General features: G+C 67.2%; 19 protein-coding genes. 6 read left to right on the plus strand and 13 right to left on the minus strand.

The window, feature by feature from the left end:
• Positions 1-13: 13 nt before the first annotated feature.
• Entirely contained in the window at positions 14-817 is an 804-nt protein-coding gene (locus AC3WLY_RS15350) for an HvfC/BufC N-terminal domain-containing protein (RefSeq protein ID WP_175963608.1), read from the plus strand.
• Positions 818-1,348: 531 nt separating this feature from the next.
• Here AC3WLY_RS15350 and AC3WLY_RS15355 read toward each other — a convergent pair.
• Positions 1,349-1,921 carry a hypothetical protein gene (locus tag AC3WLY_RS15355; protein WP_425131984.1) on the minus strand — a complete coding sequence of 191 codons (573 nt, stop codon included), beginning with the start codon at positions 1,919-1,921 and terminating at the stop codon, positions 1,349-1,351.
• 162 nt (positions 1,922-2,083) lie between these two features.
• Here AC3WLY_RS15355 and AC3WLY_RS15360 point away from each other — a divergent pair, with 162 nt between their 5' ends.
• A complete protein-coding gene (locus AC3WLY_RS15360) occupies positions 2,084-2,620 on the plus strand; it encodes a peroxiredoxin family protein (RefSeq protein WP_492310314.1) in 537 nt (178 codons plus the stop codon).
• A 96-nt stretch (positions 2,621-2,716) separates the two neighbouring features.
• On the opposite strand, the gene AC3WLY_RS15365 is transcribed toward AC3WLY_RS15360, so the two are convergent.
• The 9 genes from AC3WLY_RS15365 to AC3WLY_RS15405 form a co-directional block, all read right to left on the minus strand.
• On the minus strand, positions 2,717-4,072 hold the full coding sequence (locus tag AC3WLY_RS15365) for a sigma-54-dependent transcriptional regulator (RefSeq protein ID WP_034179129.1): 1,356 nt from the start codon (positions 4,070-4,072) through the stop codon (positions 2,717-2,719).
• Positions 4,073-4,152: 80 nt separating this feature from the next.
• Positions 4,153-6,153, minus strand: coding sequence for a sensor histidine kinase (locus AC3WLY_RS15370; protein WP_175963605.1), 2,001 nt, complete (start codon positions 6,151-6,153; stop codon positions 4,153-4,155).
• Positions 6,154-6,157: 4 nt separating this feature from the next.
• Positions 6,158-7,447 carry a dicarboxylate/amino acid:cation symporter gene (locus AC3WLY_RS15375; protein WP_175963604.1) on the minus strand — a complete coding sequence of 430 codons (1,290 nt, stop codon included), beginning with the start codon at positions 7,445-7,447 and terminating at the stop codon, positions 6,158-6,160.
• A gap of 397 nt (positions 7,448-7,844) precedes the next feature.
• Positions 7,845-9,530: a cation acetate symporter gene (locus AC3WLY_RS15380; RefSeq protein WP_217590790.1), complete on the minus strand. Its 1,686-nt coding sequence runs from the start codon at positions 9,528-9,530 to the stop codon at positions 7,845-7,847.
• An 11-nt stretch (positions 9,531-9,541) separates the two neighbouring features.
• Positions 9,542-9,847 carry a DUF485 domain-containing protein gene (locus tag AC3WLY_RS15385; RefSeq protein WP_014895931.1) on the minus strand — a complete coding sequence of 102 codons (306 nt, stop codon included), beginning with the start codon at positions 9,845-9,847 and terminating at the stop codon, positions 9,542-9,544.
• 239 nt (positions 9,848-10,086) lie between these two features.
• Positions 10,087-11,292, minus strand: a complete 1,206-nt coding sequence (locus AC3WLY_RS15390; RefSeq protein ID WP_310135319.1) for a CaiB/BaiF CoA transferase family protein — start codon at positions 11,290-11,292, stop codon at positions 10,087-10,089.
• A 30-nt stretch (positions 11,293-11,322) separates the two neighbouring features.
• On the minus strand, positions 11,323-12,471 hold the full coding sequence (locus AC3WLY_RS15395; protein WP_492310313.1) for an acyl-CoA dehydrogenase family protein: 1,149 nt from the start codon (positions 12,469-12,471) through the stop codon (positions 11,323-11,325).
• 14 nt (positions 12,472-12,485) lie between these two features.
• Positions 12,486-13,694, minus strand: a complete 1,209-nt coding sequence (locus AC3WLY_RS15400; RefSeq protein WP_492310312.1) for an acyl-CoA dehydrogenase family protein — start codon at positions 13,692-13,694, stop codon at positions 12,486-12,488.
• Positions 13,695-13,723: 29 nt separating this feature from the next.
• Complete coding sequence (locus tag AC3WLY_RS15405) at positions 13,724-15,850, minus strand: 3-hydroxyacyl-CoA dehydrogenase NAD-binding domain-containing protein (protein WP_492310311.1); 2,127 nt, start codon at positions 15,848-15,850, stop codon at positions 13,724-13,726.
• 152 nt (positions 15,851-16,002) lie between these two features.
• Here AC3WLY_RS15405 and AC3WLY_RS15410 point away from each other — a divergent pair, with 152 nt between their 5' ends.
• The 3 genes from AC3WLY_RS15410 to AC3WLY_RS15420 all read left to right on the plus strand — a co-directional run bounded on the left by AC3WLY_RS15410 (position 16,003) and on the right by AC3WLY_RS15420 (position 19,513).
• A complete protein-coding gene (locus AC3WLY_RS15410) occupies positions 16,003-16,965 on the plus strand; it encodes a LysR substrate-binding domain-containing protein (protein ID WP_310135325.1) in 963 nt (320 codons plus the stop codon).
• A 71-nt stretch (positions 16,966-17,036) separates the two neighbouring features.
• Positions 17,037-18,911, plus strand: coding sequence for a gamma-glutamyltransferase (gene ggt, locus AC3WLY_RS15415; RefSeq protein WP_492310308.1), 1,875 nt, complete (start codon positions 17,037-17,039; stop codon positions 18,909-18,911).
• A gap of 5 nt (positions 18,912-18,916) precedes the next feature.
• Positions 18,917-19,513, plus strand: a complete 597-nt coding sequence (locus tag AC3WLY_RS15420; RefSeq protein WP_310135329.1) for a hypothetical protein — start codon at positions 18,917-18,919, stop codon at positions 19,511-19,513.
• A 67-nt stretch (positions 19,514-19,580) separates the two neighbouring features.
• On the opposite strand, the gene AC3WLY_RS15425 is transcribed toward AC3WLY_RS15420, so the two are convergent.
• From AC3WLY_RS15425 to tauA, 3 genes are all read right to left on the minus strand, one after another.
• Positions 19,581-20,474, minus strand: a complete 894-nt coding sequence (locus tag AC3WLY_RS15425) for an ABC transporter permease subunit (RefSeq protein WP_492310307.1) — start codon at positions 20,472-20,474, stop codon at positions 19,581-19,583.
• Between the two features lie 71 nt (positions 20,475-20,545).
• On the minus strand, positions 20,546-21,343 hold the full coding sequence (locus AC3WLY_RS15430) for a taurine ABC transporter ATP-binding protein (RefSeq protein ID WP_175963594.1): 798 nt from the start codon (positions 21,341-21,343) through the stop codon (positions 20,546-20,548).
• A gap of 34 nt (positions 21,344-21,377) precedes the next feature.
• Positions 21,378-22,394: a taurine ABC transporter substrate-binding protein gene (gene tauA, locus AC3WLY_RS15435; protein ID WP_175963593.1), complete on the minus strand. Its 1,017-nt coding sequence runs from the start codon at positions 22,392-22,394 to the stop codon at positions 21,378-21,380.
• Positions 22,395-23,026: 632 nt separating this feature from the next.
• Between tauA and AC3WLY_RS15440 the strand changes: the two genes are divergently transcribed.
• The gene (locus AC3WLY_RS15440) at positions 23,027-23,743 is read left to right on the plus strand and encodes a UCP032817 domain-containing protein (RefSeq protein ID WP_492310306.1); all 717 of its coding nucleotides are present in this window, start codon (positions 23,027-23,029) and stop codon (positions 23,741-23,743) included.
• The last annotated feature ends 110 nt before the right edge of the window (positions 23,744-23,853 follow it).

Raw genomic sequence — 23,853 nt, forward strand, 5'->3', positions numbered from 1 at the left:
AGGAGACGATCGCTTGCAGTCGCTGCAACGCTGGATGCTCGACGCGCTGATCGCACCGGATGGCACCGATGCCGACACCATCGCCGACACGTTTCTACCGGGGCCGAATCTGTCATCCTCGGCTTGTCTGGCGATCTATCAGCGCAGCTATATTCTGCGCTTGCGAAAATGTTTGGAAGAGCAGTTTCCCGCCAGCCGCCACAGTTTGGGAAGCGCTCTTTTTGCCGATTTCGCCGACGAATATCTGCGGACGTATCCGTCCGACAGCTACACGCTGCACGAACTCGGTCGGCGCTTTCCGGAATGGCTCGAGGACAATCGTCCTGATCGGGACCAACCGCCGGAAAGACGCGAGTCATGGATCGACTTCATGATCGACCTGGCCGCTTATGAGCGCGATTTGTACCGCCTGTTCGACGCACCGGGCCACGAGGGACTGCCCTGGCCCGACGCGTCGGTCGACGATGAGGCACTGATCCTCCAGCCTTGCTTGGCTCTGATCGAGTATCGCTATCCTGTCGCCTGGTATTACCACGAGGTTCGCGCCGGCCGCTCGCCACGGTTTCCCGCTGCCAAGGATTCCTATGCGGTGATCCTACGTCGCGACTTTCTCACCCACACTTTTCCGGTCACCCGCCTACACCATCGATTCTTGTCGCTGGTGGAACGAACCCGACACGTCCCAACATCGATCAAGGCAATCGCGGTCGAGGCGGAGTATCCCGTTGATGAGGTATGGCGATCCTGGCGCCACGAGGTACGCCACCCTTGGCTAGAGGCGGGCTTCTTCATCGAGAGGGCGGTACTGGAAGGCTAACGGAACGCTGCCAGGCTTTAGATTCGTACAGCAACGGAGGAATGCGGGTGCCTCCGATGACTCTCAGCGGCCATGAAGAGACATTGGACGAACTCGGAAGGACTGTCGACAATCCACCCCTCGTCTGCGGCGGCTCGATGGCGGACTCGTTAGTGTATTCACGCTATCCGCTATCGGCGCGTGCTTACGTCGCTCTGAGCGCCCTTGGAGGACAAAATCCGGCTGTCAAGACTTGACTTATGCACAATTCCACGAATCTGACCCCGGATCACGGCTTGCCGGGGCCTTTCCGGCACGGAATCCATATCTCTTTGTTTTCATTGACTTTTCACAAAACAGAAACAAGCCGCGAAACGGGCCGGAGGGCCGTCCGGCGCGGCTTGGCGGGAAATCCGGCCGACTTTTCAACAAAGTTATCCACATGCGCTGTGGATAGCCGAAAAAACCTCGCAAAATCCGGTGACTAGCGCAGAAAGCTGCGAATGAACTTTCAGTTGTCACACAGTGTCTGAGCGCCCTCTCCGGCCGTCGTCAATCGAGTTTGAACGAGCCGAAAAACTGGTCGAACTGCTCCTGGGCGATCGGCCCGTCGGCGATCACGACAGCCTGGTACGCGTGCCGGCCGCGCGCGGCAAGCCGCGCGACGATCGTCTTGCGCGCGCGATCGCCGCCGGCCGCCGCACCCGCGATGCGCAATTCGAGCCCGTTCACCGCGCCGCCGGCCGCCAGCGGCACGGGCACCGAAGCCGTCTGCGGCGCACCCTCGAGGTTGCGCGACAGCCCGGCGCGCAGGAACTCGAGCGCCGCGCGGCGCGTGTCGTCGCGGTCGTCGGGCAGCGTCAGCGTGCCGACCGCGAACACCGCGCCGTCGACGTGCGCGGCCTGCATCCGCATCGGCATCGACGTGCCGCCGAGCGCAACCGGCTGCTCCTCGACGGTCGGCTTCGCCGGCAGGTCGATCGTGTAGCCGGCGTCGTTGTGCAGCGTGCGCCAGTCGTACGACGGCGAGCACGCGGCCAGCACGGCGCTCGCGCAGGCGAGCGCGGCGAAGTGTCGCAGCGGACGAAACAGGGGGCGCAACGAATCGAAGACTTCCTTCGGCATGGCGTGGATCGGGCAGGCAAAACGGCCATTATCCGCCGAACGTGAAAACCGGGATGCGTGGTGGCCGCCGGTGCGCGCACCGCATTCGCGCTAAAATGAGCGACGAATTTCGACGTCCTTTGCATCGATCCGCGTCATCGACCGACTCCGAGAGCCCCGCAGATGAACACCACGCCTCCCGCCCGCCGCAGCGCCGGCCCCGTCCGCTACATCGCCGCGGCGGTCGTCGTCGCGGCCATCGCCGTAGCCGGCGTCTTCGCGTTCAACGGCAAGTCCAGCGCGCCGGACGCGACGTTCACGCTGCTGTCGGGCCAGAAGGTCTCGACCGCCGGCGACCTGAAGGGCAAGGTCTATCTCGTGAACTTCTGGGCGACGAGCTGCGCGACCTGCATGCAGGAAATGCCGCAGATGGTCGATACCTATAACCGCTTCAAGGGTCAGGGTCTGGAATTCGTCGCGGTCGCGATGAACTACGATCCGCCGATGTACGTCGCGAACTACGCGCAGACGCGCCAGCTGCCGTTCAAGGTCGCGCTCGACGACGGCAGCGTCGCGAAGCAGTTCGGCAACGTGCAGCTCACGCCGACGACCTTCGTCGTCGACAGGAACGGCAAGATCCTGAAGCGCTACGTCGGCGCACCGCAGTTCGCGGAACTCGATGCGCTGCTCAAGAAGGCGCTCGACAGCAACGCTGCCTGAGCGCCGCCCGACAACGCTCGAAGGGCCGCGCGCAGCGCCCTTCCCCGCCAACGGATCGCACGACCGGCCAGCCCGGTTCCGCGGTCCGTTTGCTTTTCAGCGCTCGGTTTCGCCTTTCGCCGACAGCCCGTAGCGCTTCATCTTCTCGTACAGCGTCGCCTTGCCGACATGCAGCCGGTCGGCGGTCGCGGCGACCGCGCCGCCCGTCTGGTTCAGTGCCTCGGCGATCACCGCGCGCTCGAACTGCTCGATGCGCTCCTTCAGCGTCTGCTCGTTGTCGGCAGCGTCGCCGCCCGCGCCCGTTTCCTGCGGCATGTCGGCCACGCCGAGCACGAAACGGTCGGCCGCGTTGTGCAGTTCGCGCACGTTGCCGGGCCAGTCGCGCTGCATCAGGCTCGCGCGCTGCCGGTCGGTCAGCACGGGCGCGGGCCGCCCGTAGCGCACGGCCGCATCGAGCATGAAGTGCTCGAACAGCGGCACGATGTCCTCACGGCGCTCGGCGAGCGGCGGCAGCGCGATCGTCACGACGTTGAGCCGGTACAGCAGGTCGCGCCGGAACGTGCCGGCCGCGACGAGCTCGCTCATGTCGCCCTTCGCGGCCGCGACGACGCGGCAGTTCACGCGGATCGGCTGGTTCGAGCCGAGCCGCTCCAGCACGCCGTCCTGCAGCACCCGCAGCAGCTTCACCTGCAGCGCGAGCGGCATGCTTTCGATTTCGTCGAGGAACAGCGTGCCGCCGGACGCGTATTCGAGCTTGCCGACGCGCCGCTTCGCGGCGCCGGTGAACGCGCCGGGCTCGTAGCCGAACATCTCCGACTCGAACATCGGCTCGGGCAGCGCGCCGCAATTCACCGCGATGAACGGCTTGTCGCGGCGCGGCGACAGCTCGTGCAGGCTGCGCGCGATCAGTTCCTTGCCGGCGCCGGTGTCGCCGTTGATCAGCACCGACGCGTCGGTGGGCGCGACGTTCGCGATCAGCTTGCGCACCTGCTCGATCGCGGGGCTGCGGCCGATGATGCGCGGCGCGACGACGTTCTGCCCGGCCAGTTCGCGCCGCAGCGCATGGTTCTCGAGCACGAGCTCGCGCCGCTCGAGCGCACGGCGCACCGTCTCGATCAGGCGCTCGGCCGCGAACGGCTTTTCGATGAAGTCGTATGCGCCGTCGCGCATCGCCTGCACGGCCATCGAGATGTCGCCGTGCCCGGTGACGAGGATCACGGGCACGTCGGGCACGCGCTCGCGGCACTGCGCGAGCACGTCGAGCCCGCTTGCGCCGGGCAGCCGGATGTCGCTAACGATCGCGCCCGCGGTGTCCGCGACGATCGCCTTCTCGGCCGCTTCGGCCGACTCGAAGCCGGCGACGTCGAAGCCCGCCAGCTGAAGGCTCTGCACGCTCGCCCGGCGAACGAGCGCATCGTCTTCGATATAGATCACTTGCAGCCGGTTGGCCATCGTACTCACTTGCTCCTGACGGGCCGCGCGGCAGGGTTGCGCGCGCGGCGGCGTTGATGCCGGTCGTTCGCCGACCGGGCCTAGTGCGAGCCCGCCGGCTCGGACACGGAGTCCGGATGATGCGTGCGCGCGCGCCGCAGCGTCAAGACGAACAGCGCGCCGCCCGACGGCGCGTTGCGCGCGGTCAGCGCACCGCCCGCGTCGCTCGCGATCGACGACGAAATCGCGAGGCCGAGCCCGAGCCCGCGCCCCATTTCCTTGGTCGTGAAGAACGGCTCGAACAGGCGCGGCAACAGGTCGGGCGCGATGCCGGGGCCGTTGTCGCGCACCTCGACCGCGAGCGTCGCGGCCGACACCGCGATCGTCACTTCGATCGCGGGCGCCGCGATGCCCGCGACCGCGTCGAGCGCATTGCCGAGCAGGTTGATCAGCACCTGTTCGAGGCGCAGGTCCTCGCAACGCGCGACGAGCTCGGGGTAGTCGCGCGCCAGATCGAGCGGCACGCCGTGCGCGGGCGATACGGTCGCGTCCTGCAGCGTCAGCGTAAGCGCGACGCCGCGCAGGCGATCGCCGAGCAGCGACAGCACGCTGCGCAGCGCACGCACGACGAGCGCCCGCTCGTTGCGCGGCTTCGCGCGGCCGACGAACAGCTTCAACTGGTTCGTGATCTTGCCCATTCGCTCGGTGAGCGCGGCGATCGCCTCGAGGTTCTCGCGCGCGGCCGCCTGCTCGCCGCGATCGAGCAGCACGCGCGTGTTGTCCGAGAAGCTGCGCAGCGCCGCGAGCGGCTGGTTCAGTTCATGCGTGATGCCGGCCGCCATCTGGCCGAGCGCGGCCAGCTTGCTCGCCTGGATCAGTTCGTCGTGCGCCGCGCGCAGCTCCTGCTCCGCGCGGATCCGGTCGCCGACTTCCTTCTGCAACTGCTCGTTCGCTTCCGACAGGTCGGCCGTGCGCTCCTCGACGCGCCGGTTCAGCTCCGCGTACGCCTGCTGCAACAGCGCGCGGCCGCGGATCATTTCGCGCACGCGCGCGCGGCGCATCCGCCAGTAAAACGCGAGCAGCGCGACCGACACGAAGCCGAAGCCCGTGACGATCGTCGCGTTGCGCGCATCGGCGTCGATGGGCGCGATCGGCGCGAGCGTGACGAGCAGCCAGTCGGGCTCGCCGATCCGCCGCTTGCTGGCCAGGAAACGCGGCGCGCGCAGGCCCGCGCCGAGGCGCACGATCTCCGCATCGGCGCCGAGCGTCTGCTCGATGCGCAGCGGCAGCGGCGTGACGGGCTGCTGCGCGTACTGGCGCGTCTCGTAGATCGACGCGGCCACGGGCCCCGTCAACGGCCGCAGCGTGTGGTACTTCCACGCGGGCACCGACGACAGGAACACGACGCCGTGATCGTCCGCGACGACGAGCGGCTCGGACGCATCGGCGCCCTGGAACCATTCGAGATTGAGCTTCACGACGACGACGCCCGCGATCTTGCCGTCGCGCCACACGGGCTGCGAGATGTAGTAGCCGGGATCGCGCGAGATCGTGCCGATCCCGAAGAAGCGGCCGACCCGGCCGTTCATCGCGTCGAGGAAGTAGGGGCGGAAACGGTATTCGATCCCGACGAAGCTGTCGGGCGCGCGCCAGTTGCTGGCGGCGACGCACAGGCCGTCCGCGCCGATCACGTAGGTGACGGTCGCGTGCGCGTGTTCGTTGAGATCTTCGAGATAGCGGTTGACGCGCGCGGTGTAGTCGCCGCGCTTCGGCTCGGCGAGCAGGTCCTGCACATACGGATGGCTGCCGAGCAGATAGGGCAGCGATTCGTAGCGGTCGAGCGTGCTCTTGAGCGCGCTGGTGGTGCGGTCGACGCGCACCGCGGCGTTGCGCTGCAGCTCGGCGACGCCGCGTTGCCAGGTAATCGTCCACGTCAGCGCGCACGCCGCGACGAGCGCGGCGGCAAGCACGACGAGGATGAGCAGGCGGCGCGTCACGGTCGAGGCTTCCTGGCGATGCGGATCGCCTATTGTGTCATAGGCCTCCAGATTGCCGCCGCGTGCCGCGCCGCCGGCGGGCGGTGCCGCCGCCTGCTCCTTCATGACGTCAGACGCCGGCCGTCTCGGTCGCCGAAACCTCGCCGCCGCCCTTCAGCGCCTGGCGCAGCTTGTTGCGGTCGAGCTCCTTCTCCCAGGCGGACACGACGACCGTCGCGACGCCGTTGCCGACGATGTTGGTCAGCGCACGGCATTCGCTCATGAAGCGGTCGATGCCGAGGATCAGCACCATGCCCGACAGCGGGATCGTCGGCACGACGGCCAGCGTCGCGGCGAGCGTGATGAAGCCCGCGCCCGTCACGCCGCTCGCGCCTTTCGACGTCAGCATCGCGACCGCCAGCAGCGTGAGCTGCTGCATCCACGTCAGTTCGATGTTGGTCGCCTGCGCGATGAACAGCACGGCCATCGTCATGTAGATGTTGGTGCCGTCGAGGTTGAACGAATAGCCGGTCGGCACGACGAGGCCGACGACCGAACGCGAGCAGCCGGCCTTCTCGAGCTTTTCCATCAGTTGCGGCAGCGCGGCTTCCGACGAGCTCGTGCCGAGCACGATCAGCAGCTCTTCCTTGATGTAGGACACGAAGCGGATGATCGAGAAGCCCGTGACGCGCGCGATCGCGCCGAGCACGACGAGCACGAACACGACCGACGTCAGGTAGAACGTGCCGATCAGCTTGAGCAGCGGCACCAGCGAGCCGACGCCGTACTTGCCGATCGTGAACGCCATCGCGCCGAACGCGCCGATCGGCGCCAGCTTCGTGACGATGTGCACGATGCCGAACAGCACGCGCGTGAGCCCGTCGATGAAGTCGGTGACGACCTTGCCGCGTTCGCCGAGGTGCGCGAGCACGCTGCCGAACAACAGCGCGATCAGCAGGATCTGCAGGATTTCGCCCTGCGCGAACGCGTCGACCATCGTGTTCGGGATGATGTGCATCAGGAAGTCGACCGTCGACTGCCCGTGCGCCTTCGCCGCGTACGACGCGACGGCCTTGCCGTCGAGCGTCGCCGGATCGATGTTGAAGCCGACGCCCGGACGCAGGATGTGCGTGGCCGCGAGGCCGAGCAGCAGCGCGAAGGTCGACACGACCTCGAAGTACAGCAGCGCCTTGCCGCCGACGCGGCCCACCTTCTTCATGTCCTCCATGCCGGCGATGCCGGTGACGACCGTACAGAAGATGATCGGACCGATCACCATCTTGATCAGCTTGATGAACCCGTCGCCGAGCGGCTTCATGTCGGTGGCGAGCGCCGGGTAGTAGTGGCCGAGGATCACGCCGACGATGATGGCGAAGATCACCTGCACATAGAGCACTTTGTAGAAGGGTTTCTTCTTCACGATGGTTCCTGCTGAAGTAGATGAGCCGGTGGAAACGGCGTCACGCGCGCAGGCGAATGCCAGGGGAGTCATTCGCCCGCGCGGCTGCCGTGCCGCAACAAGCGATGCCTCACGACATCCGGAGGGGGAGGAAGGCAGTGGTCATCGATTGTCTCCTGTGGACCCGAGTCGGCGTTTCGGCGCTTACCGGATCTCATGCAACGCTTGGTTTAATAGTCCGGCCGGGGGATGGCCGTGCGCTTTATAACGCAAGGTCGATGCCAGGTTTCCGTAACCCCTCAAACCATTGTTTTCATTGTATTTCTCATAATGCGGCAGGCAAGGAAATCCGGGATTCCGGATTTCCGGAAAATATCCGTCCGGCGATCCGGACGGACCAGCACATTTGTCAGACCCATCAGTGCTGCACGGCCTCGCCGGCCAGCAGGCCGGTTTGCGCGTAGAACTCCTGCTGCGCGAACGCGTCGCGCTCGCGCCGCGCGCGCTCGCTGCGATCCGCGAGCGAGCCGACGACGATCCCGATGAACGCGAGCGGCACCGACACGAGCGCCGGGTTGTCGAGGAACACCGGCGCGTGCGCGTGGTGCAGCACGTCGACCCACACCGACTTCGACAGCACCGTGAGCACCACCGCCGACGCGAGGCCGAGGCCGCCGCCGAGCACCGCGCCGCGCGTCGTCATGCCGCGCCAGAAGATCGACATCGCGAGCACCGGGAAATTCGCGCTCGCGGCCACCGCCGCGACGAGCCCGACCATGAACGCGACGTTCACGTGCTCGAACAGGATCGACAGCCCGATCGCGACGGCCGACAGCACGATCGTCGCCGCGCGCGAGATGCGCATCTCGAGGCGCTCGTCGGGCTTGCCGCGCGCCCACATCTGCGCGTACAGGTCGTGCGAGATCGTCGTCGCGCCGGCGAGCGTCAGGCCCGCGACCACCGCGAGGATCGTCGCGAACGTGACGGCCGCGATGAAGCCGTAGAACCAGTTCCCGCCGACCGCCTGCGCGAGCTTCACCGCGACCATGTTCGAGCCGCCGAGCAGGTCGTGCGTGAGGTTGAACGTGCCGTTCGCGCCGAGCTTGAAGAACTCGGGATGCTGCGCGAGCAGCACGATCGCCGAGAAGCCGATCACGAAGGTCAGCAGGTAGAAGTAGCCGATGAAGCCGGTCGCGTAGAGCACCGACTTGCGCGCCTCCTTCGCGTTCGGCACCGTGAAGAAGCGCATCAGGATGTGCGGGAAGCCGGCCGTGCCGAACATCAGCGCGATGCCGAGCGACAGCGCGTTGGCCGGATCGCGGATCAGCTTGCCGGGCCCCATGATGCCGAGCGCGCCCGGATGCACGGCCACCGCGCGGCGGAACATCTCGTCGACGCTGAAGCCGAATTCGCCGAGCGCGAGCAACACGAGCAGCGTCGCGCCGCACAGCAGCAGCACGGCCTTGATCACCTGCACCCAGGTGGTCGCGGTCATCCCGCCGAAGAACACGTAGACCACCATCAGCACGCCGACGATCAGCTCCGCCGTGCCGTACGACAGCCCGAACAGCAGCTGGATCAGCTTGCCCGCGCCGACCATCTGCACGACGAGGTACAGCACGACGATCGTCAGCGCGTTCGCGGAAGTCAGCAGCCGGATCGGCCGCTGCGCGAAGCGGTACGCGACGACGTCGACGAACGTGAACTTGCCGAGGTTGCGCAGCGGTTCGGCGATCAGGAACATCACGAACGGCCAGCCGACCAGAAAACCGATCGAATAGATGAGCCCGTCGAAGCCGAACATGAACACCATCCCGGACAACCCGAGGAATGACGCAGCCGACATGTAGTCGCCCGCGATCGCGAGCCCGTTCTGCAGCCCGGTGATGCCGCCGCCGGCCGTGTAGAAGTCGCGCGTCGAGCGCGTGCGGCGCGCGGCCCAGCGCGTGAGCGCGAGCGTCGCGAACACGAACGCGAAGAACATCCCGATCGCGACCGGGTTCAGCTCCACCTTGTCGGGCATCGGGCCTGCGACCGATACCGCATGGGCGGCGGAAGAAACGAGAATGGCAAGCGCGCCGAGCGCGATCGATGTGCGTCGCATGTCGGCCTCCGTCAGGAACGCTGCAGGATTGCGTCGACCCGGCGGTCGAACGCACGATTCGCGCGCAGCACGTAGCACGCGGTCAGGCCGATCGCGACCAGGATGATCGCGACGCCCGCGGCGATCCCGACCGTCGTCGTCGCGCCGCGATACAGCGGCGCCGCGAGCACGTGCGGCGCAAGCGCGACGAGCAGGATGAAGCCGTAGTAGGTCGCGATCATCAGCGCCGTCAGCGTGAAGCTGAAGCGGCGCCGCGCACGCACGAGTTGCTGGTAGTCGCGGCGCGCCGTGACCGATTCGATGACGGAAAGCTCCATGGTGTCTCCTATGTCGACCAGAGTTAGCGCTTTAGCGCTTACTCTGGTCCCATGCTTCGCGGTGGACCGAAGTTGGCGCTTTGGCGCCTTACTCCGGTCCCATGCTTCGCGGTCGACCGGAATCGGCGCTTCAGCGCTTGCTCCAGTCCCCGCAGGGCGCCCCGTCGTTTCGCGAGGCTTGTCTTGTAGATGGCCGGCGCGTCAACCGCCCCGCCCGCGCCGCGGCGGCAAATATCGATTCAGACCACGCGATCCGCGCGCAGACGCGCGACCTCGTCGGCCGACATCCCGAGCCAGGCGCCGAGCACCGCGTCCGTATCGGCGCCCAGCACCGGCGGCGCGCCGCGCACCGGCAGCCGCGCGCCGTCGAAGCGGTACGGCGGCGCGAGCACGTCGACACCGCCCGCGACCGGATGCGGCTGCCGCGTGACGAGCCCCGCACTGGTCGCTCGCTCGGACCTCAACGCTTCGTGCAGCCCGAGCACCTCGCCGCACGGGATGCCCGCGTCGGCGAGCGCCGCAAGCAGCGTCGCGCGCGACCGGCGCGCGAGTTCGCGGCGAAGCTCGGGCAGCAAGTCCGCGCGGTTTTCCGAGCGGCCGAGATTGGTCTTGTAGCGCGCATCGGCCGCGAGGTCGGGGCGCTCGATCGCATCGCAGAAGCGCGCGAACTGCGTGTTGTTGCCAACGGTGATCACGAGCGGGCCGTCGGCCGCATCGAACACGCCGTACGGCACGATCGACGGATGCGCGTTGCCGTAGCGCGGCGGGTCCTCGCCCATCAACAGCGCGTCGAGCCCGTAGTACGCGGTGATCATCAGCCCGCAGTCGAACAGCGCCATCTCGATGCGCCGCCCGCGCCCGGTCGCATGGCGCTCGTACAGCGCGGCGAGGATCGCCTGCGCCGAATACATGCCGGTGAACAGGTCGACCGCCGCGACGCCGAACTTCAGCGGCGGCTGGCCGGCCTCGCCGTTCAGCGCCATCAGCCCGGCCTCGCCCTGCACGACGAGGTCGTAGCCGGGCCGCGCGGCCTCGGCGCCCGAACGGTCGTAGCCGGAAATCGCGCAGTGCACGAGGCGCGGGTTCAGTTCGGCCAGCGCGTCGTAGCCGAGGCCGAGCTTTTCCGCGCCGCCGAACTTGAAGTTGTGGATCAGCACGTCGGCCTGCGCGGCCAGCTCGCGCGCGACGCGCTGCCCGGCTTCGGTCTGCAGGTCCACGCAGATCGAACGCTTGCTGCGATTCACGCTGTTGAAGTAGGTCGTCTCGGTATCGCCGATCCGCAGCCCCCAGTCGCGCGTGTCGTCGCCGCGCGCCGGATGCTCGACCTTGATCACTTCCGCGCCGAAATCGGCGAGCACCATCGCGCACCACGGGCCCGCGAGCACGCGCGAGAAATCGAGCACCTTCACGCCGGCCAGCGGCAATGCGCGCGGTTCGTTCGTCATCCTTGTCTCCTCCGTTCGCGTTGTCAGCTTTTACTGTTTCGACAGCGCGATGTAGCGCGCGAGATGGTGATCCTCGTCGCCGAGCTGATGATCGATCATCACGAGGCGCTTCGCGTAATGCGACAGCGGCAGCTCCCACGTCATCCCGATCCCGCCGTGCAACTGGATGCTCTCCTCGGCGACGAGTGTGCCGATCCGGCCGATGCTGTATTTCGCTGCCGCGAGCGCACGTTCGCGCACCGCGCGCGGCGCATCGAGCTGCGCGGCCGCGTTGATCACGGCCGAGCGCGCCTGCTCGACTTCGAGCAGCAGGTCGGCCATCCGGTGCTGCAGCGCCTGGAAGCTGCCGATCGGCAAACCGAACTGCTTGCGCGTGCGCAGGTAGTCGAGCGTGTGTTCCTTCGCGACGTCCATCGCGCCGAGCGCTTCCGCCGACAGCGCGAGCAGCCCGTAACCGAGCACGCGTTCGAGCAGCGCCGCGCCCGCCTCGCCGCCACCGTCGCCGTCCGGCCCGCCGAGCGCGGCATCGATCGGCAGCGCCACGCGATCGAAACGCACCTCGGCCGCGCGACCGCCGTCGATCTTCCGGTAATCACGCAGCGATACGCCCGGCGCATCGGCCGGCACGACGAACAGGCCGATGCCGGCCGCATCGTCGTCATGACCGGACGTGCGCGCGCTGACGACGAAGAACGCCGCCTGCGCGGCCTGGTCGACGACGCCCTTCGCGCCCGTCAGCACCCAGCCGTCGCCCGAGCGTTCGGCGCGCGTGCGCACGGTCGTCAGTTCGTAGTGCGAGCCCGGCTCGTCGTGCGCGAACGCGGCGCTCGCGCTGCCGTCGATCAGCGCCGCGAGCTTGTCGCGATGCGCATCGCCGCCGGCGAGCGACAGCGCGCGGCCAGCCAGCAGCGCGCCGAGAAACGGCTCGACGACGAGCCCGCGCCCGAGGCATTCGAACACCACGGCGATGTCGAAGCCCGCGCCGCCGAAGCCGCCGTCGGCTTCGGGAAACAGCGCGCCGACCGTGCCGAGCTCGGCAAAGCGCTGCCACATCGCGCGATCGAAGCCTTCGGCCGACTGCGCGATGCGATCGCGCACCGGGAACGCGTACTGTTCGGCGATGAAGCGGTTCAACGTGTCCGCCAGCATCCGGCGGTCTTCTGTGTGCTGGAAATCCATCGTCGCGCTCCTCGTTACAGCCCGAGCATCATCTTCGCGATGATGTTCTTCTGGATCTCGTTCGAGCCGCCGAAGATCGACAGCTTCCGGTTGTTGAAGTACTGCTGCGCGGCGCTCGCGGCGTCGTCCGGGCCGACCGGTTCGCCGTCGTAGTCCGCATCGAGCGCTTCGTCGACGAACGGCAGCGCGTACGGCCCCATCGCGCGCCGCATCAACGACGCGATCTCCTGGCGGATCTGCGTGCCGCGGATCTTCAGCATCGAGCTTTCCGCGCCCGGCGCGCCGCCGCCCGCGACCGCGGCCAGCACGCGCAGGTTGGTCGTGCGCATGTTCTCGAGCTCGATCTCGACACGCGCGACGCGCGCTGAGAAAAACGGATCGTCCGCGAGCGGCCTGCCGTTCTTCGTCACCTTCGCGGCAACCGCGCGTAGCCGGTCGAGCGCGGCCGTCGAGAAGCCGATCCCGGCGATGTTGGTGCGCTCGTACGTGAGCAGGTATTTCGCGTAGGTCCAGCCGCGATTTTCTTCGCCGACGAGGTTTTCCGCCGGCACGCGCACGTCGGTGAAGAACACCTCGTTCACTTCATGCTCGCCGTCGAGCGTGATGATCGGGCGCACGTCGACGCCCGGCGTGTTCATGTCGATCAGCAGGAAGCTGATGCCCTCCTGCTTGCGCACGTCGGTCGCGGTGCGCACGAGGCAGAAGATCATGTTCGCGTAGTGGCCGAGCGTGGTCCACGTCTTCTGGCCGTTCACGATGTAGTGCTCGCCCTGCGCGTCGATGCCGCGCACCGCGCTCGTCTTCACCGCCGCGAGATCGGAACCGGCGCCCGGTTCCGAGTAGCCCTGGCACCACCAGTCGCTGCCGTCGAGGATGCGCGGCAGCCAGCGGCGCTTTTGCGCTTCGTTGCCGTACTTGATCAGCACGGGGCCGAGCATGTTCACGCCGAACGGCACGATGCGCGGCGCACCCGCGAGCGCGCATTCGTTGTCGAACAGGAACTTCTGCGCGACGCTCCAGCCGGGGCCGCCGTATTCGCGCGGCCAGTGGCTCGCGAGCCAGCCGCGCGCGTTGAGTGTCGCGTGCCATTCGCGCATGTCGTCGCGCGTGAGGTGCAGGCCGCCCTTCACCTTGCGCGCGATGCGCTCGGGCAGTTCGGCTTGCAGGAAGCGCTGCACTTCCGTGCGGAAGGCTTCCTCTTCGGGAGTGAAATCGAGGTCCATCTTCGGTCCGTTGCGAATGCGATTGGCGTTCAGTCGATGCGGTTCAGGCTCGCGAAATCCGCGCCGCGCGCGACGAGTTCGACGATCAGCGGCGACGGCTTCCAGAACAGCGGATCCTCCTTCGCGAACGCGCGGATATCGGCGAGCACGTTCGCGAGGCCGAGCGTGTCCGCGTAGTGCATCGGGCCGCCGCGATAGCGCGGGAAGCCGTAGCCGTACAGGAACACCGCGTCGACATCGAGCGGGCGCAGCGCGATCTTCTCGTGCACGACGTTCGCGCCTTCGTTGATCATCGCGGCGAGGTAGCGGCGCAGGATCTCGTCGTCGGTAAACGTGCGCGGCGTGACGCCCTTCTTCGCGCGTTCTGCCGCGACGATCGCTTCGACTTCCGGGTCCGGCGTGCCGACGCGCGCGCCGTCCGGATACAGGTAGTAGCCGCGCGCGGTCTTCTGCCCGAACCAGCCGCGCTCGCACAGCCGGTCTGAAATCTCCACGTAGCGCGCGCGCGGATCGCGCGTCGCCGCGCGGCGCTTGCGGGTCGCCCAGCCGATGTCGCCGCCCGCGAGATCGACCACCTGGAACGGCCCCATCGGGAAGCCGAATTCGCGCACCGCGCGATCGATCTGGTACGGCGACGCGCCGTCTTCCATCAGGTAGTCGGCCGCCGTGCGATAGACGGCGAGGATCCGGTTGCCGATGAAGCCGTCGCATACGCCCGCGCGCACCGGCGTCTTCTTCAGTTGTTTGGCGAGCGCGAACGCGGTCGCGACGACGTCCGCGCTCACGCGCGCCGGCACGACGATCTCGAGCAGCTTCATCACGTTGGCCGGCGAGAAGAAATGCAGGCCGATCACGTCGGCCGGGCGGTCGATGCTCGCGGCCAGTTCGTCGATGTCGAGATACGACGTGTTGGTCGCGAGCACCGCGCCCGGCTTGCAGACGCGCGCGAGCTCGGCGAACACGGCCTTCTTCACGGCCATGTCCTCGAACACGGCCTCGATCACGACGTCGGCCTGCGCGAGCGCGTCGTACGACGTGCTGCCCTTGAAGCGCGCAAGCCGCGCCGCGTGCGCGGCCGGCGTCATCCGCCCTTTCGCGACGAGGCCGTCGTACACCTTCTCGACGTGCGCGCGGCCGCGCGCGAGCGACGCTTCATCGCGTTCGATCATCGTCACCGGCAGCCCGGCGTCGAGCGCCGCGACCGCGATGCCCGCGCCCATCGTGCCGCCGCCGACCACGCCGATCCGCTCGACCGGCCGCGCGCTCGCACGCCGCGCCTCGGGTGCCTTCGCGGCTTCGCGCTCCGCGAAGAACGCGTGCACGAGGCCCGCGCGCTGCGGGCTGTCGATGCACTGCAGGAACAGGCTGCGTTCGAACTTCATCCCCGCGTCGAACGACTGCGTGAGCGCGGCCTCGACCGCTTCGACGATCTTCGCCGGCGAGAACAGCCCGCGCGACTTCTTCGGCAGTTCCGCGCGCGCCGCGTCGATCGCGGCCTGCGCGGCCGCGCGATCGGCGAGCCCCTGCGCATCGCGCGTGCGGCGCACCGGCGCGCCGAGCGACACGAGTTCCTGCGCATAGGCAAGGCCTTCGGCAAGCGTGTCGTCGCTGTGCGCGACGCGATCGACGAGGCCGAGCGCGAGCGCTTCGTCGGCGCTCGCGTGGCGGCCCGTCAGCATCAGGTCGAGCGCGGCCTTCGCGCCGATCAGGCGCGGCGCGCGCTGCGTGCCGCCCGCGCCGGGCAGCAGGCCGAGCGTGACTTCGGGCAGCCCGAGCTTCGCGCCGGGCACCGCGAGCCGGTAATGCGCGGCCAGCGCGACTTCGAGCCCGCCGCCGAGCGTCGCGCCGTGCAGCGCGACCACGACCGGCTTCGCGCTGGACTCGATCCGCTCGCACACGTCGGGCAGCGACGGCGGCACCGGCGGCTTGCCGAATTCGCGAATGTCGGCGCCCGCGATGAAGTTGCGCCCGGCGCCGACGATCAGCACCGCGCGGATCGCGTCGTCGGCCTGCGCGGCGTCGAGCGCGTCGGCGAGACCGCGCCGCACGTCGGCGGACAGCGCGTTGACGGGCGGGTGGTCGATCGTGACGATGAGCACCTTGTCGCGCCGCTCGCGCGTGACCGTGCCGGTTTGGGGTGGGGTAGGTGAATTCATGGTGTCTCCTGTCTCTCTATGCACCAGACATGCACCGATTCTCGATTGATCGAGATTCATTGACAATTCCCGCACGCCTTTACAAGCTGTCAAGTCTGACTTGACACTGAATGCTTTCCGACCGTTAAACGGGACGGATCAGGAGCATACGCATGGACCTGAACGCGCTGACGCTGCTCGTCGAGATCCTCGACGCCGGCAATCTCAGCAAGGCCGCGCAGCGGCTCAAGATGAGCCGCGCGAACGTCAGCTACCGGCTGAACCAGCTCGAGCGCTCGATCGGCCAGCAGCTCGTGCGGCGCACGACGCGGCGCATCGAGCCGACCGAGATCGGGCTGAAGCTGTACGAGCACGGCCGGCGCATCCGCAACGAGCTGCTCGCCGCGGAGGAATCGGTGACGACGCTCGGCCAGGACCTGCAGGGCCGCGTGCGGCTGTCGGTGCCGAGCGGCTATGGGCAGATGGTGATGTCCGAATGGCTGCTCGCGTTCAAGCGGCTGCATCCGGGCATCGTGCTCGACGTCGTGTTCGAGAATCGCGTGGAAGACCTGATGCGCGACGAGATCGACATCGCGGTGCGCGTGATGCCCGAGCCGCCGCAGAACCTCGTCGCGCGCGACATGGGCGCGGTGCGCTACGTCGCGTGCGCGTCGGCCGCGTTCGCGGCCGCGCACGGGATGCCCGCGAGCCTCGGCGCGCTGGCCGCCGCGCCGGTCGTCACCGCGACGGTGATGGGCCGCCAGCTCAGGATCGCCGCGTATCTCGGCGACGAGCGCCACGAGGTGCTGCTCGAGCCGACGCTGATTTCGGAGAACTTCCTGTTCCTGCGCCAGGCGATCCTCGCGGGGATCGGCGTCGGCATCGTGCCCGACTACGTGATGCAGGACGACATGCGGCGCGGCGCCGTCGTCACGTCGCTCGACGCGTACCGGCTCAGCATCTTCGGCACGCACATGTACATGCTCTACATGCCGAACCGGCACCACACGCGCGCGACGTCGACGTTCATAGAGTTCATCCTCGAACAGGCCGGAAAGGCCGGCCGGGGCGGGCCCGGCGCGATGCGTCAGGGTTTCCTGTCGGGTGACAATCCGCCGGCCGCGCGGCGACAATAGCGCGCCGGGGCGCGCAGCCCCGTTGCGCCCGCACCATCGCTTCATTCGAATTCACTGCTGCCGAGGGTTCAATGTTCGACCGGATTCGTCCGCATTCGCGTCCCTGGACGCTGCTCGCCGCCATCGCGCTCGTCGCGTTCAACGCCGGCTGCGCGTCCCCGTCCGCGCCGTCGGGCGCCGTCGTCCCGGTTGCCCCCGCGTCGGGCGCCGCCGTCCCGCTGCCCGGCTTCCATGCGCCCGAGCTGTCGTCCGGCTGGGCCGACAAGCCGGGCTGGACTTCGCAGCACAGCATGATCGCGGCCGCGAACCCGCTCGCGACGCAGGCCGGCTACGAGATGCTGAAGGCCGGCGGCACCGCGATCGACGCCGCGATCGCGACGCAGATGGTGCTCGCGCTCGTCGAGCCGCAATCGTCGGGGATCGGCGGCGGCGCGTTCATGCTGTACTTCGACGGCAAGGCGGCGCAGGCGTATGACGGCCGCGAAACCGCGCCGGCCGCCGCGACCGACCGCCTGTTCTACGGGCCAACCGGGCAGCCGATGGGTTTCTACGAAGGCGTCGTCGGCGGTCGCTCGGTCGGCGCGCCGGGCGTGCTGCGCATGCTCGACGCCGCGCACCGCGCACACGGCAAGCTGCCGTGGCGCCGGCTGTTCCAGCCGGCGATCCGGCTCGCCGAGCACGGCTTCACGATCAGCCCGCGGCTCGCGATGCTGATCGCAAACGACAAGTACCTGAAGAACGACCCGGCCGCGCGCGCGTACTTCTACAACCCGGACGGCACGCCGAAGGCGGCCGGCACGGTGCTGAAGAACCCGGCGCTCGCGACCGTGCTGCGCCAGGTCGCCGAGCGCGGCGCGAACGCGTTCTATACCGGCGCGATCGCCCGCGACATCGTCACGAAGGTACGCAAGCACCCGACCAACCCGGGGCTGCTGTCGCTACAGGATCTCGCGCGCTACAAGGCGAAGGTGCGCACGCCGCTGTGCGCCGACTACCGGCGCTCGGTCGTCTGCGGGATGCCGCCGCCGTCGTCGGGCGGCCTCGCGATCGCGCAGATGCTCGGCATCCTCGAAGCGATGCCCGACTGGCAGCAGATCGGCGCGCAGAAACCGGTGCGCAATGACGTCGGCTACGAGCCGACGCCGTTCGCCGCGCACCTGTTCAGCGAAGCCGGGCGCCTCGCGTATGCGGACCGCGCGCGCTATGTCGCCGATCCCGATTTCGTGCCGCTGCCGGGCGGCAACTGGGCAAGCCTCACCGACAAGTCCTACCTCGCGCAGCGCGCGCGGCTGATCGGCGACAGCAGCATGGGCGTCGCGCAGGCCGGCGCGCCGCAGGGCGCGACGCTCGCGATGGCCGACGATCGCAGCCCCGAATTGCCGTCGACGTCCGACATCGCGATCGTCGACCGCTACGGCCAGGCGCTGTCGATGACGACGAGCATCGAGGATGCGTTCGGCTCGCGGCTGATGGTGCGCGGCTTCATGCTGAACAACCAGCTCACCGATTTCTCGTTCGTGTCGAACGACAACGGCCGGCCGGTCGCGAACCGCGTGCAGCCCGGCAAGCGGCCGCGCTCGGCGATGTCGCCGGAGCTCGTGTTCGACAAGAAGACGAAGCAGGTGACGATGATCGTCGGCTCGGCCGGCGGCCCCGCGATCATCAATCACGTCGCGAAGACGCTGGTCGGCGTGCTCGACTGGGGCATGACGATGCAGCAGGCGATCGCGCTGCCGAACTTCGGGTCGATGAACGGGCCGACGCAGCTCGAGCGCGGCCGCGTGTCGGACGCGCTCGCCGACGGGCTGAAGGGCCGCGGGCACGACGTGCAGGTCGTCGAGATGAACTCGGGGCTGCAGGGGATCCAGCGGCTGAACGTGCAGGGGCAGACGGTGTGGTTCGGCGGCGCGGATCCGCGGCGTGAAGGGATCGCGATGGGGGATTGAGCGCGATGAGCTACGACTTCACCTATCTGGTCGATCCGGCGATTTCGCTCACCGCGGCGCCTGCCGAAGCGCAGCGCATGATTGCGTGGCTGCAGGCACGCGAGATCGTCGGCGCGGCGACGCGCGTCTGCGACCTGGATCGCGACTGGTGCCGAACCTACGGACTCGAAGAAAGCGGATTCACGGAAAGCGACGAGACCGGCTATCCGCTCGGCCCGCGTTATGCGAGCGCATGCGACGCGAAAGCGAATTTGCCGCCGTCGATCCCGAACTGGCTGACGGTGGTCGTGGAGCGCCGCGTCTTCGATGCGGGCGGGAACGGTCTGGAGATATTCTGTCCGGCCTGCGATGCGGAGCAGACGGCGCTCGGCCAAGCGTGGAGCGACGCGTTCTCGCACTGGTACCACGGCGACGACGACGCACCGCTCGCGTGCGGCGCGTGCGGGCATCGGCAGCCCGTTACGCAGTGGCGTTTCGACCCAACGTGGGCGTTCGGCAATCTCGGCTTCTGCTTCCAGAACTGGTTGCTGAGCGATGCCTTCATCGCCGAATTCGGTGCGGTATACGGTCGGCCACTGACAGTCGTCTATCAGCACATCTGAGCACTCGGCCGACACCGATCCGGTCGTGCACGGCCCGCCCGCAGGCGACGCGACGCCGACGTGCCACCTATCCTCTCCCCTTCCACGGCACCACCCGCCGCTCGACCCACCGCATCGCGAGATCGAACAGCCACGCGATCGCGCCGATGATCAGAATCCCCATCACGACGATATCCGTGCGCAGGAAGCTCGACGCATTCAGCACCATCTGCCCGAGCCCGGCCGTCGCGGCGACCATCTCGGCCGCGACGAGCGTCGTCCAGCCGAACCCGATCGCGATCCGCAGCCCGGTGAGGATCTCCGGCAGCGCGGCCGGCAGCACGACATGGCGCACGATCTGCGCGAAGCTGCCGCCGAGCGAATACGCGGCGTTGATCTGCTCGACCGTCGCCGCGCGCACGCCGGCGCGCGCGGCCATCGCGATTGGCGCGAAACATGCGAGAAAGATCACGACGAGCTTCGCCGTTTCGTCGATGCCGAACCAGATCACGACGAGCGGCAGGTACGCGAGCGGCGGCAGCGGCCGGTAGAACTCCAGCAGCGGATCGAGCACGCCGCGCGCGACGCGGCTCACGCCCATCAGGATGCCGGCCGGCACGCCGATCGCGGTCGCGAGCAGGAATGCGCCGAACACACGCGCGGCGCTCCACAGCAGATGCTCGGACAGCGGCAGGCCGCCCTGGATGCGGCCGTGCCACGCGTCGACGAAGGCCGTCCACACGGCTTCCGGCGCGGGCAGGAACAGCGGCGGCAGCCATTGCCGGTGCGTCGCGACCCACCACAGCACGGCCAGCGCCGCGACCGTCGCCGCGCTCAGCCCGACGGTCCCGCCCTGCCCCGGCAACCGGTATCGGTGCGACGCGCGCACGGCGCTCGACGCCGCGGGTCGCCGCGTCGTGTGTTCGTCCTGCTCGAAACCCGCGGCCGTGCGATCGGCCGTCCACGAATCCTGCGTGCTCATGCTGTCCTGCCTGTGCAAAGTGCTGATCCGACCGCGCCCGACGGACGCGCCCTGCCGCGCCAGCTCGCGCGTCACGCGGCTTCCCCGACGGCTTCGTCGCGATGCAGATACGCAATCAGCCGCTCGCGCCACACGATGAAATCCGCCGACGACTTCACCGCGCGCGCATCGCGCGTTTCGACGTAGCGCCGCGCGAACGGCAGTTCGAAGGTTTCCGCGATCCGGCCGGGGCCCGGCGTCATCACGACGAGACGCGTCGCGAGGAACAGCGCCTCCTCGACGTCGTGCGTGATGAAGAACACCGTCTTGCCGGTGCGTGCCCACACGTCGAGCACGAGCGCCTGCATCGTGCCGCGCGTCATCGCGTCGAGCGCGCCCATCGGCTCGTCCATCAGCAGCACGCGCGGGTCGCTCGCGAGCGCACGCGCGATGCCGACACGCTGCTGCATCCCGCCCGACAGTTCGTACACACGCGCATGCGCATGCTTGTCGAGCCCGACCAGCGCAAGCATCTCCCGCGCGCGCGCTTCGCGTTCGGCCTTCGGAACGCGCGCGAAGCGCAGCCCGAGCGCGACGTTGTCGAGCACGTCGAGCCACGGCAGCAGCGCATATTTCTGGAACACGACACCGCGATCGGCGCCGGGGCCCGTGACCGGCACGCCGTCGACGCGCACGTCGCCGGTCGTCGGCGCGACGAAGCCGGCCATGCAGTTCAGCAGCGTCGTCTTTCCGCACCCGGACGCACCGAGCGCGACGACGAACTCACCCGCATCGATGCGCAGGTCGACGCGCGCGAGCGCCTGCGTCGTCGGCCGACCGCGCTCGCCCGGATAGGCAACCGATACCTGACGGACTTCCAGCGTGCTCATGAGCGGTGCTCCGCGATGCGTTGCGTGGGCGCGCTCAGCGCGCGGCCTTCTGCACGAATTGCGGATCGACGCCGGCCGAATAATCGGACAGCACCGTCTGGATCGTGCCCTGCGATTTGAGGAACGTGGCGGTGGCCGCGAGCGACTTCGCGGCGCCCGATTGCGCACCGCCGCCGAGCCACGTCGGCGACGCCTGCTCGGCCGCCGTCGGGAATGCGTAGAGCGCGAGGCTGGCCGGCACGTCCTGCACGTTCGCGCCCGACACCTTCGCCACCGCCGCGACCTGCGGCGACCCTGCCTTCCACGCGGCCGCATGCGCACGGTAATCGGCATCGGCGGCCGCGAGCACCTTCACGAAGCGCGTGACGAACTCGGGGTTCTCGCGCGCGAACTTGCGGCTCACGACGAAGCCGTCGAAGGTGGCCTTGCCGCTTTCTTTCGCAACCTGGCCCGACGTCGTCAGCACGGTGCCCGACTGCTTGACCTTCGCCAGCACGGGATCCCAGATATAGGTCGCGTCGATGTCGCCGCGCGCCCACGCGGCCGCGACTTCGGGCGGACGCAGGTTGACGATCTTCACGTCGTTCGGATTGACGCCCGCGGCCTGCAGCGCGACGAGCGTATGGAAATGCGACGTCGACACGAACGGCACGCCGATCTTCCTGCCCTTCAGCGCCGCGATGCTGGTGACGCCCGAGCCGTTGCGCGCGACGAGCGCCTCGGCATCGTTGATGTTGTCGAGTACCCAGAACAGCGAAATGTCGAGCCCCTGCGACAGTCCGGCCGCGATCGGGCTCGACCCGGCTTCGCCGAGCTGCACGGAGCCCGACGCGAGCGCGCGGATCACGTCGGCGCCGCTGTCGAGCTTGCGAAACGTTACCTTGTAGCCGGTCGCCTTTTCGACTTCACCGCTCGCCTGCGCGTAGCGCCACGGCACGACCATGTCCTGGTACGCGATCACGACTTCGCGCGATTCGGCGTGCGCCGCGCCGAACGCGGCAAAGGCGGTCAGCGCAACGACGGCGCGGCGGATGAAGCTGAAACGGGACATGCGGCTCTCCTTCGAAATGCGGACTTTGCTGCGGGAGAGCCGACTATAGGAGCTTTGCGCGCGGCGGGAGCGAACTTATCCTGCGAAGCTATCGATGCCGCTCGAGCTTTGCTTTTCATGCTCTATTGAATTTAATCGTCGATTGAGCGGCGATCAGTGTGTGGAGACATGTGATCACAGTTCGCCTACGAAGCGACGACAGAAACAATCGCGGGTGTCTCGGCAACTGTCTCAAACGCGTGTGGATACTAGCGCCGTACATCCCTTTGTATCACGTCGACCGACCTCGAGCGTCGCCCCCGCATGCGAGGGCAACAAATGAGAACACAATGACAGGCGAGACAAACCAGAATGTAGATTCTCCGTGGGGCCTTCACCATAGAATTTGAAACTAGATTTCAGATTCTCGACGAAGATCTAGTTTTCCAGATCGAATGGCTTAGTTGAATCACCAATCCAGTTCGCGTATCGCCAGACACGCGCCCCTTCCAACCAGATAACATTTCGTACAAGTCTCATATCAATTCGACAAAGTAAACGTTAGCTTTCCATATCAAACGAAAAATCGTTTGACACTCGGATCGATAAAAATCACTCACAAAGGTGCATGCACCGCAACATCGCGAGGAACCATGGAAAATGCAACTCAGATATATCAATCCGCTTCGCCTTCTAATTCAGACAGTACGCCTTTCTGCTTTCCGGCAGAACTCGCCAAATACCGAAACGATGACGTCGTCAAAAAATTTCGGGATAAATGGAGTGTAAGCGAGCAAGCCGCCAGCGACATCTTTGAGGAAACCAAGAAATTCCTTTTCCTAGCGGATCATGCACAGAGACGCTGCATCACCTTCGAAATCGACGAGTCTGTCCTCATCATCGATAAGATGTGGCACACCTTTATTCTTTTCACCAAAGAATACTCCGAGTTCTGCGATGCATTTTTCGGGAGGATGCTACATCACATCCCCTTCTGTAGAGCGCATCTCATCGAGAAAATCAGAGATCTCTCATCTCACGGGATCAGCCTGTCCGAATACAAGCGGATTCGGCTTCAGCAGCAAATCGACATCATCCACGAGACCTTCGGTATCGAAACCGTAAGAAAATGGTATGTCGAATTCGGCAACTCCTATTCGCTACAAAAACTCAACACCCTCCAACGCCCTGTTTACCACGAAGATCTTGTTCACATCGGATCGCCAATGGATCCCGAAGCAGCAAGATCCTTGACGCCGACTGAACTGATCGAAGGAATCATCCAGCGACAGAATCCATCCATGTACTGTGGTGGGCACGGTTGCGGAGTCTATTGCTCATGCAACTCGAACAAGAGTTTGTATTCCTGATCGACGAATCATCGATCACGACTTCGATACGCGTCATGGACAGACCATCCGGATCTGGCAAGTCATAAGCGACGGCGCCATTCATTGTCCACCGGCACAACTGCATGGTG

This window comes from Burkholderia sp. FW306-1C-G01B (assembly GCF_058781685.1).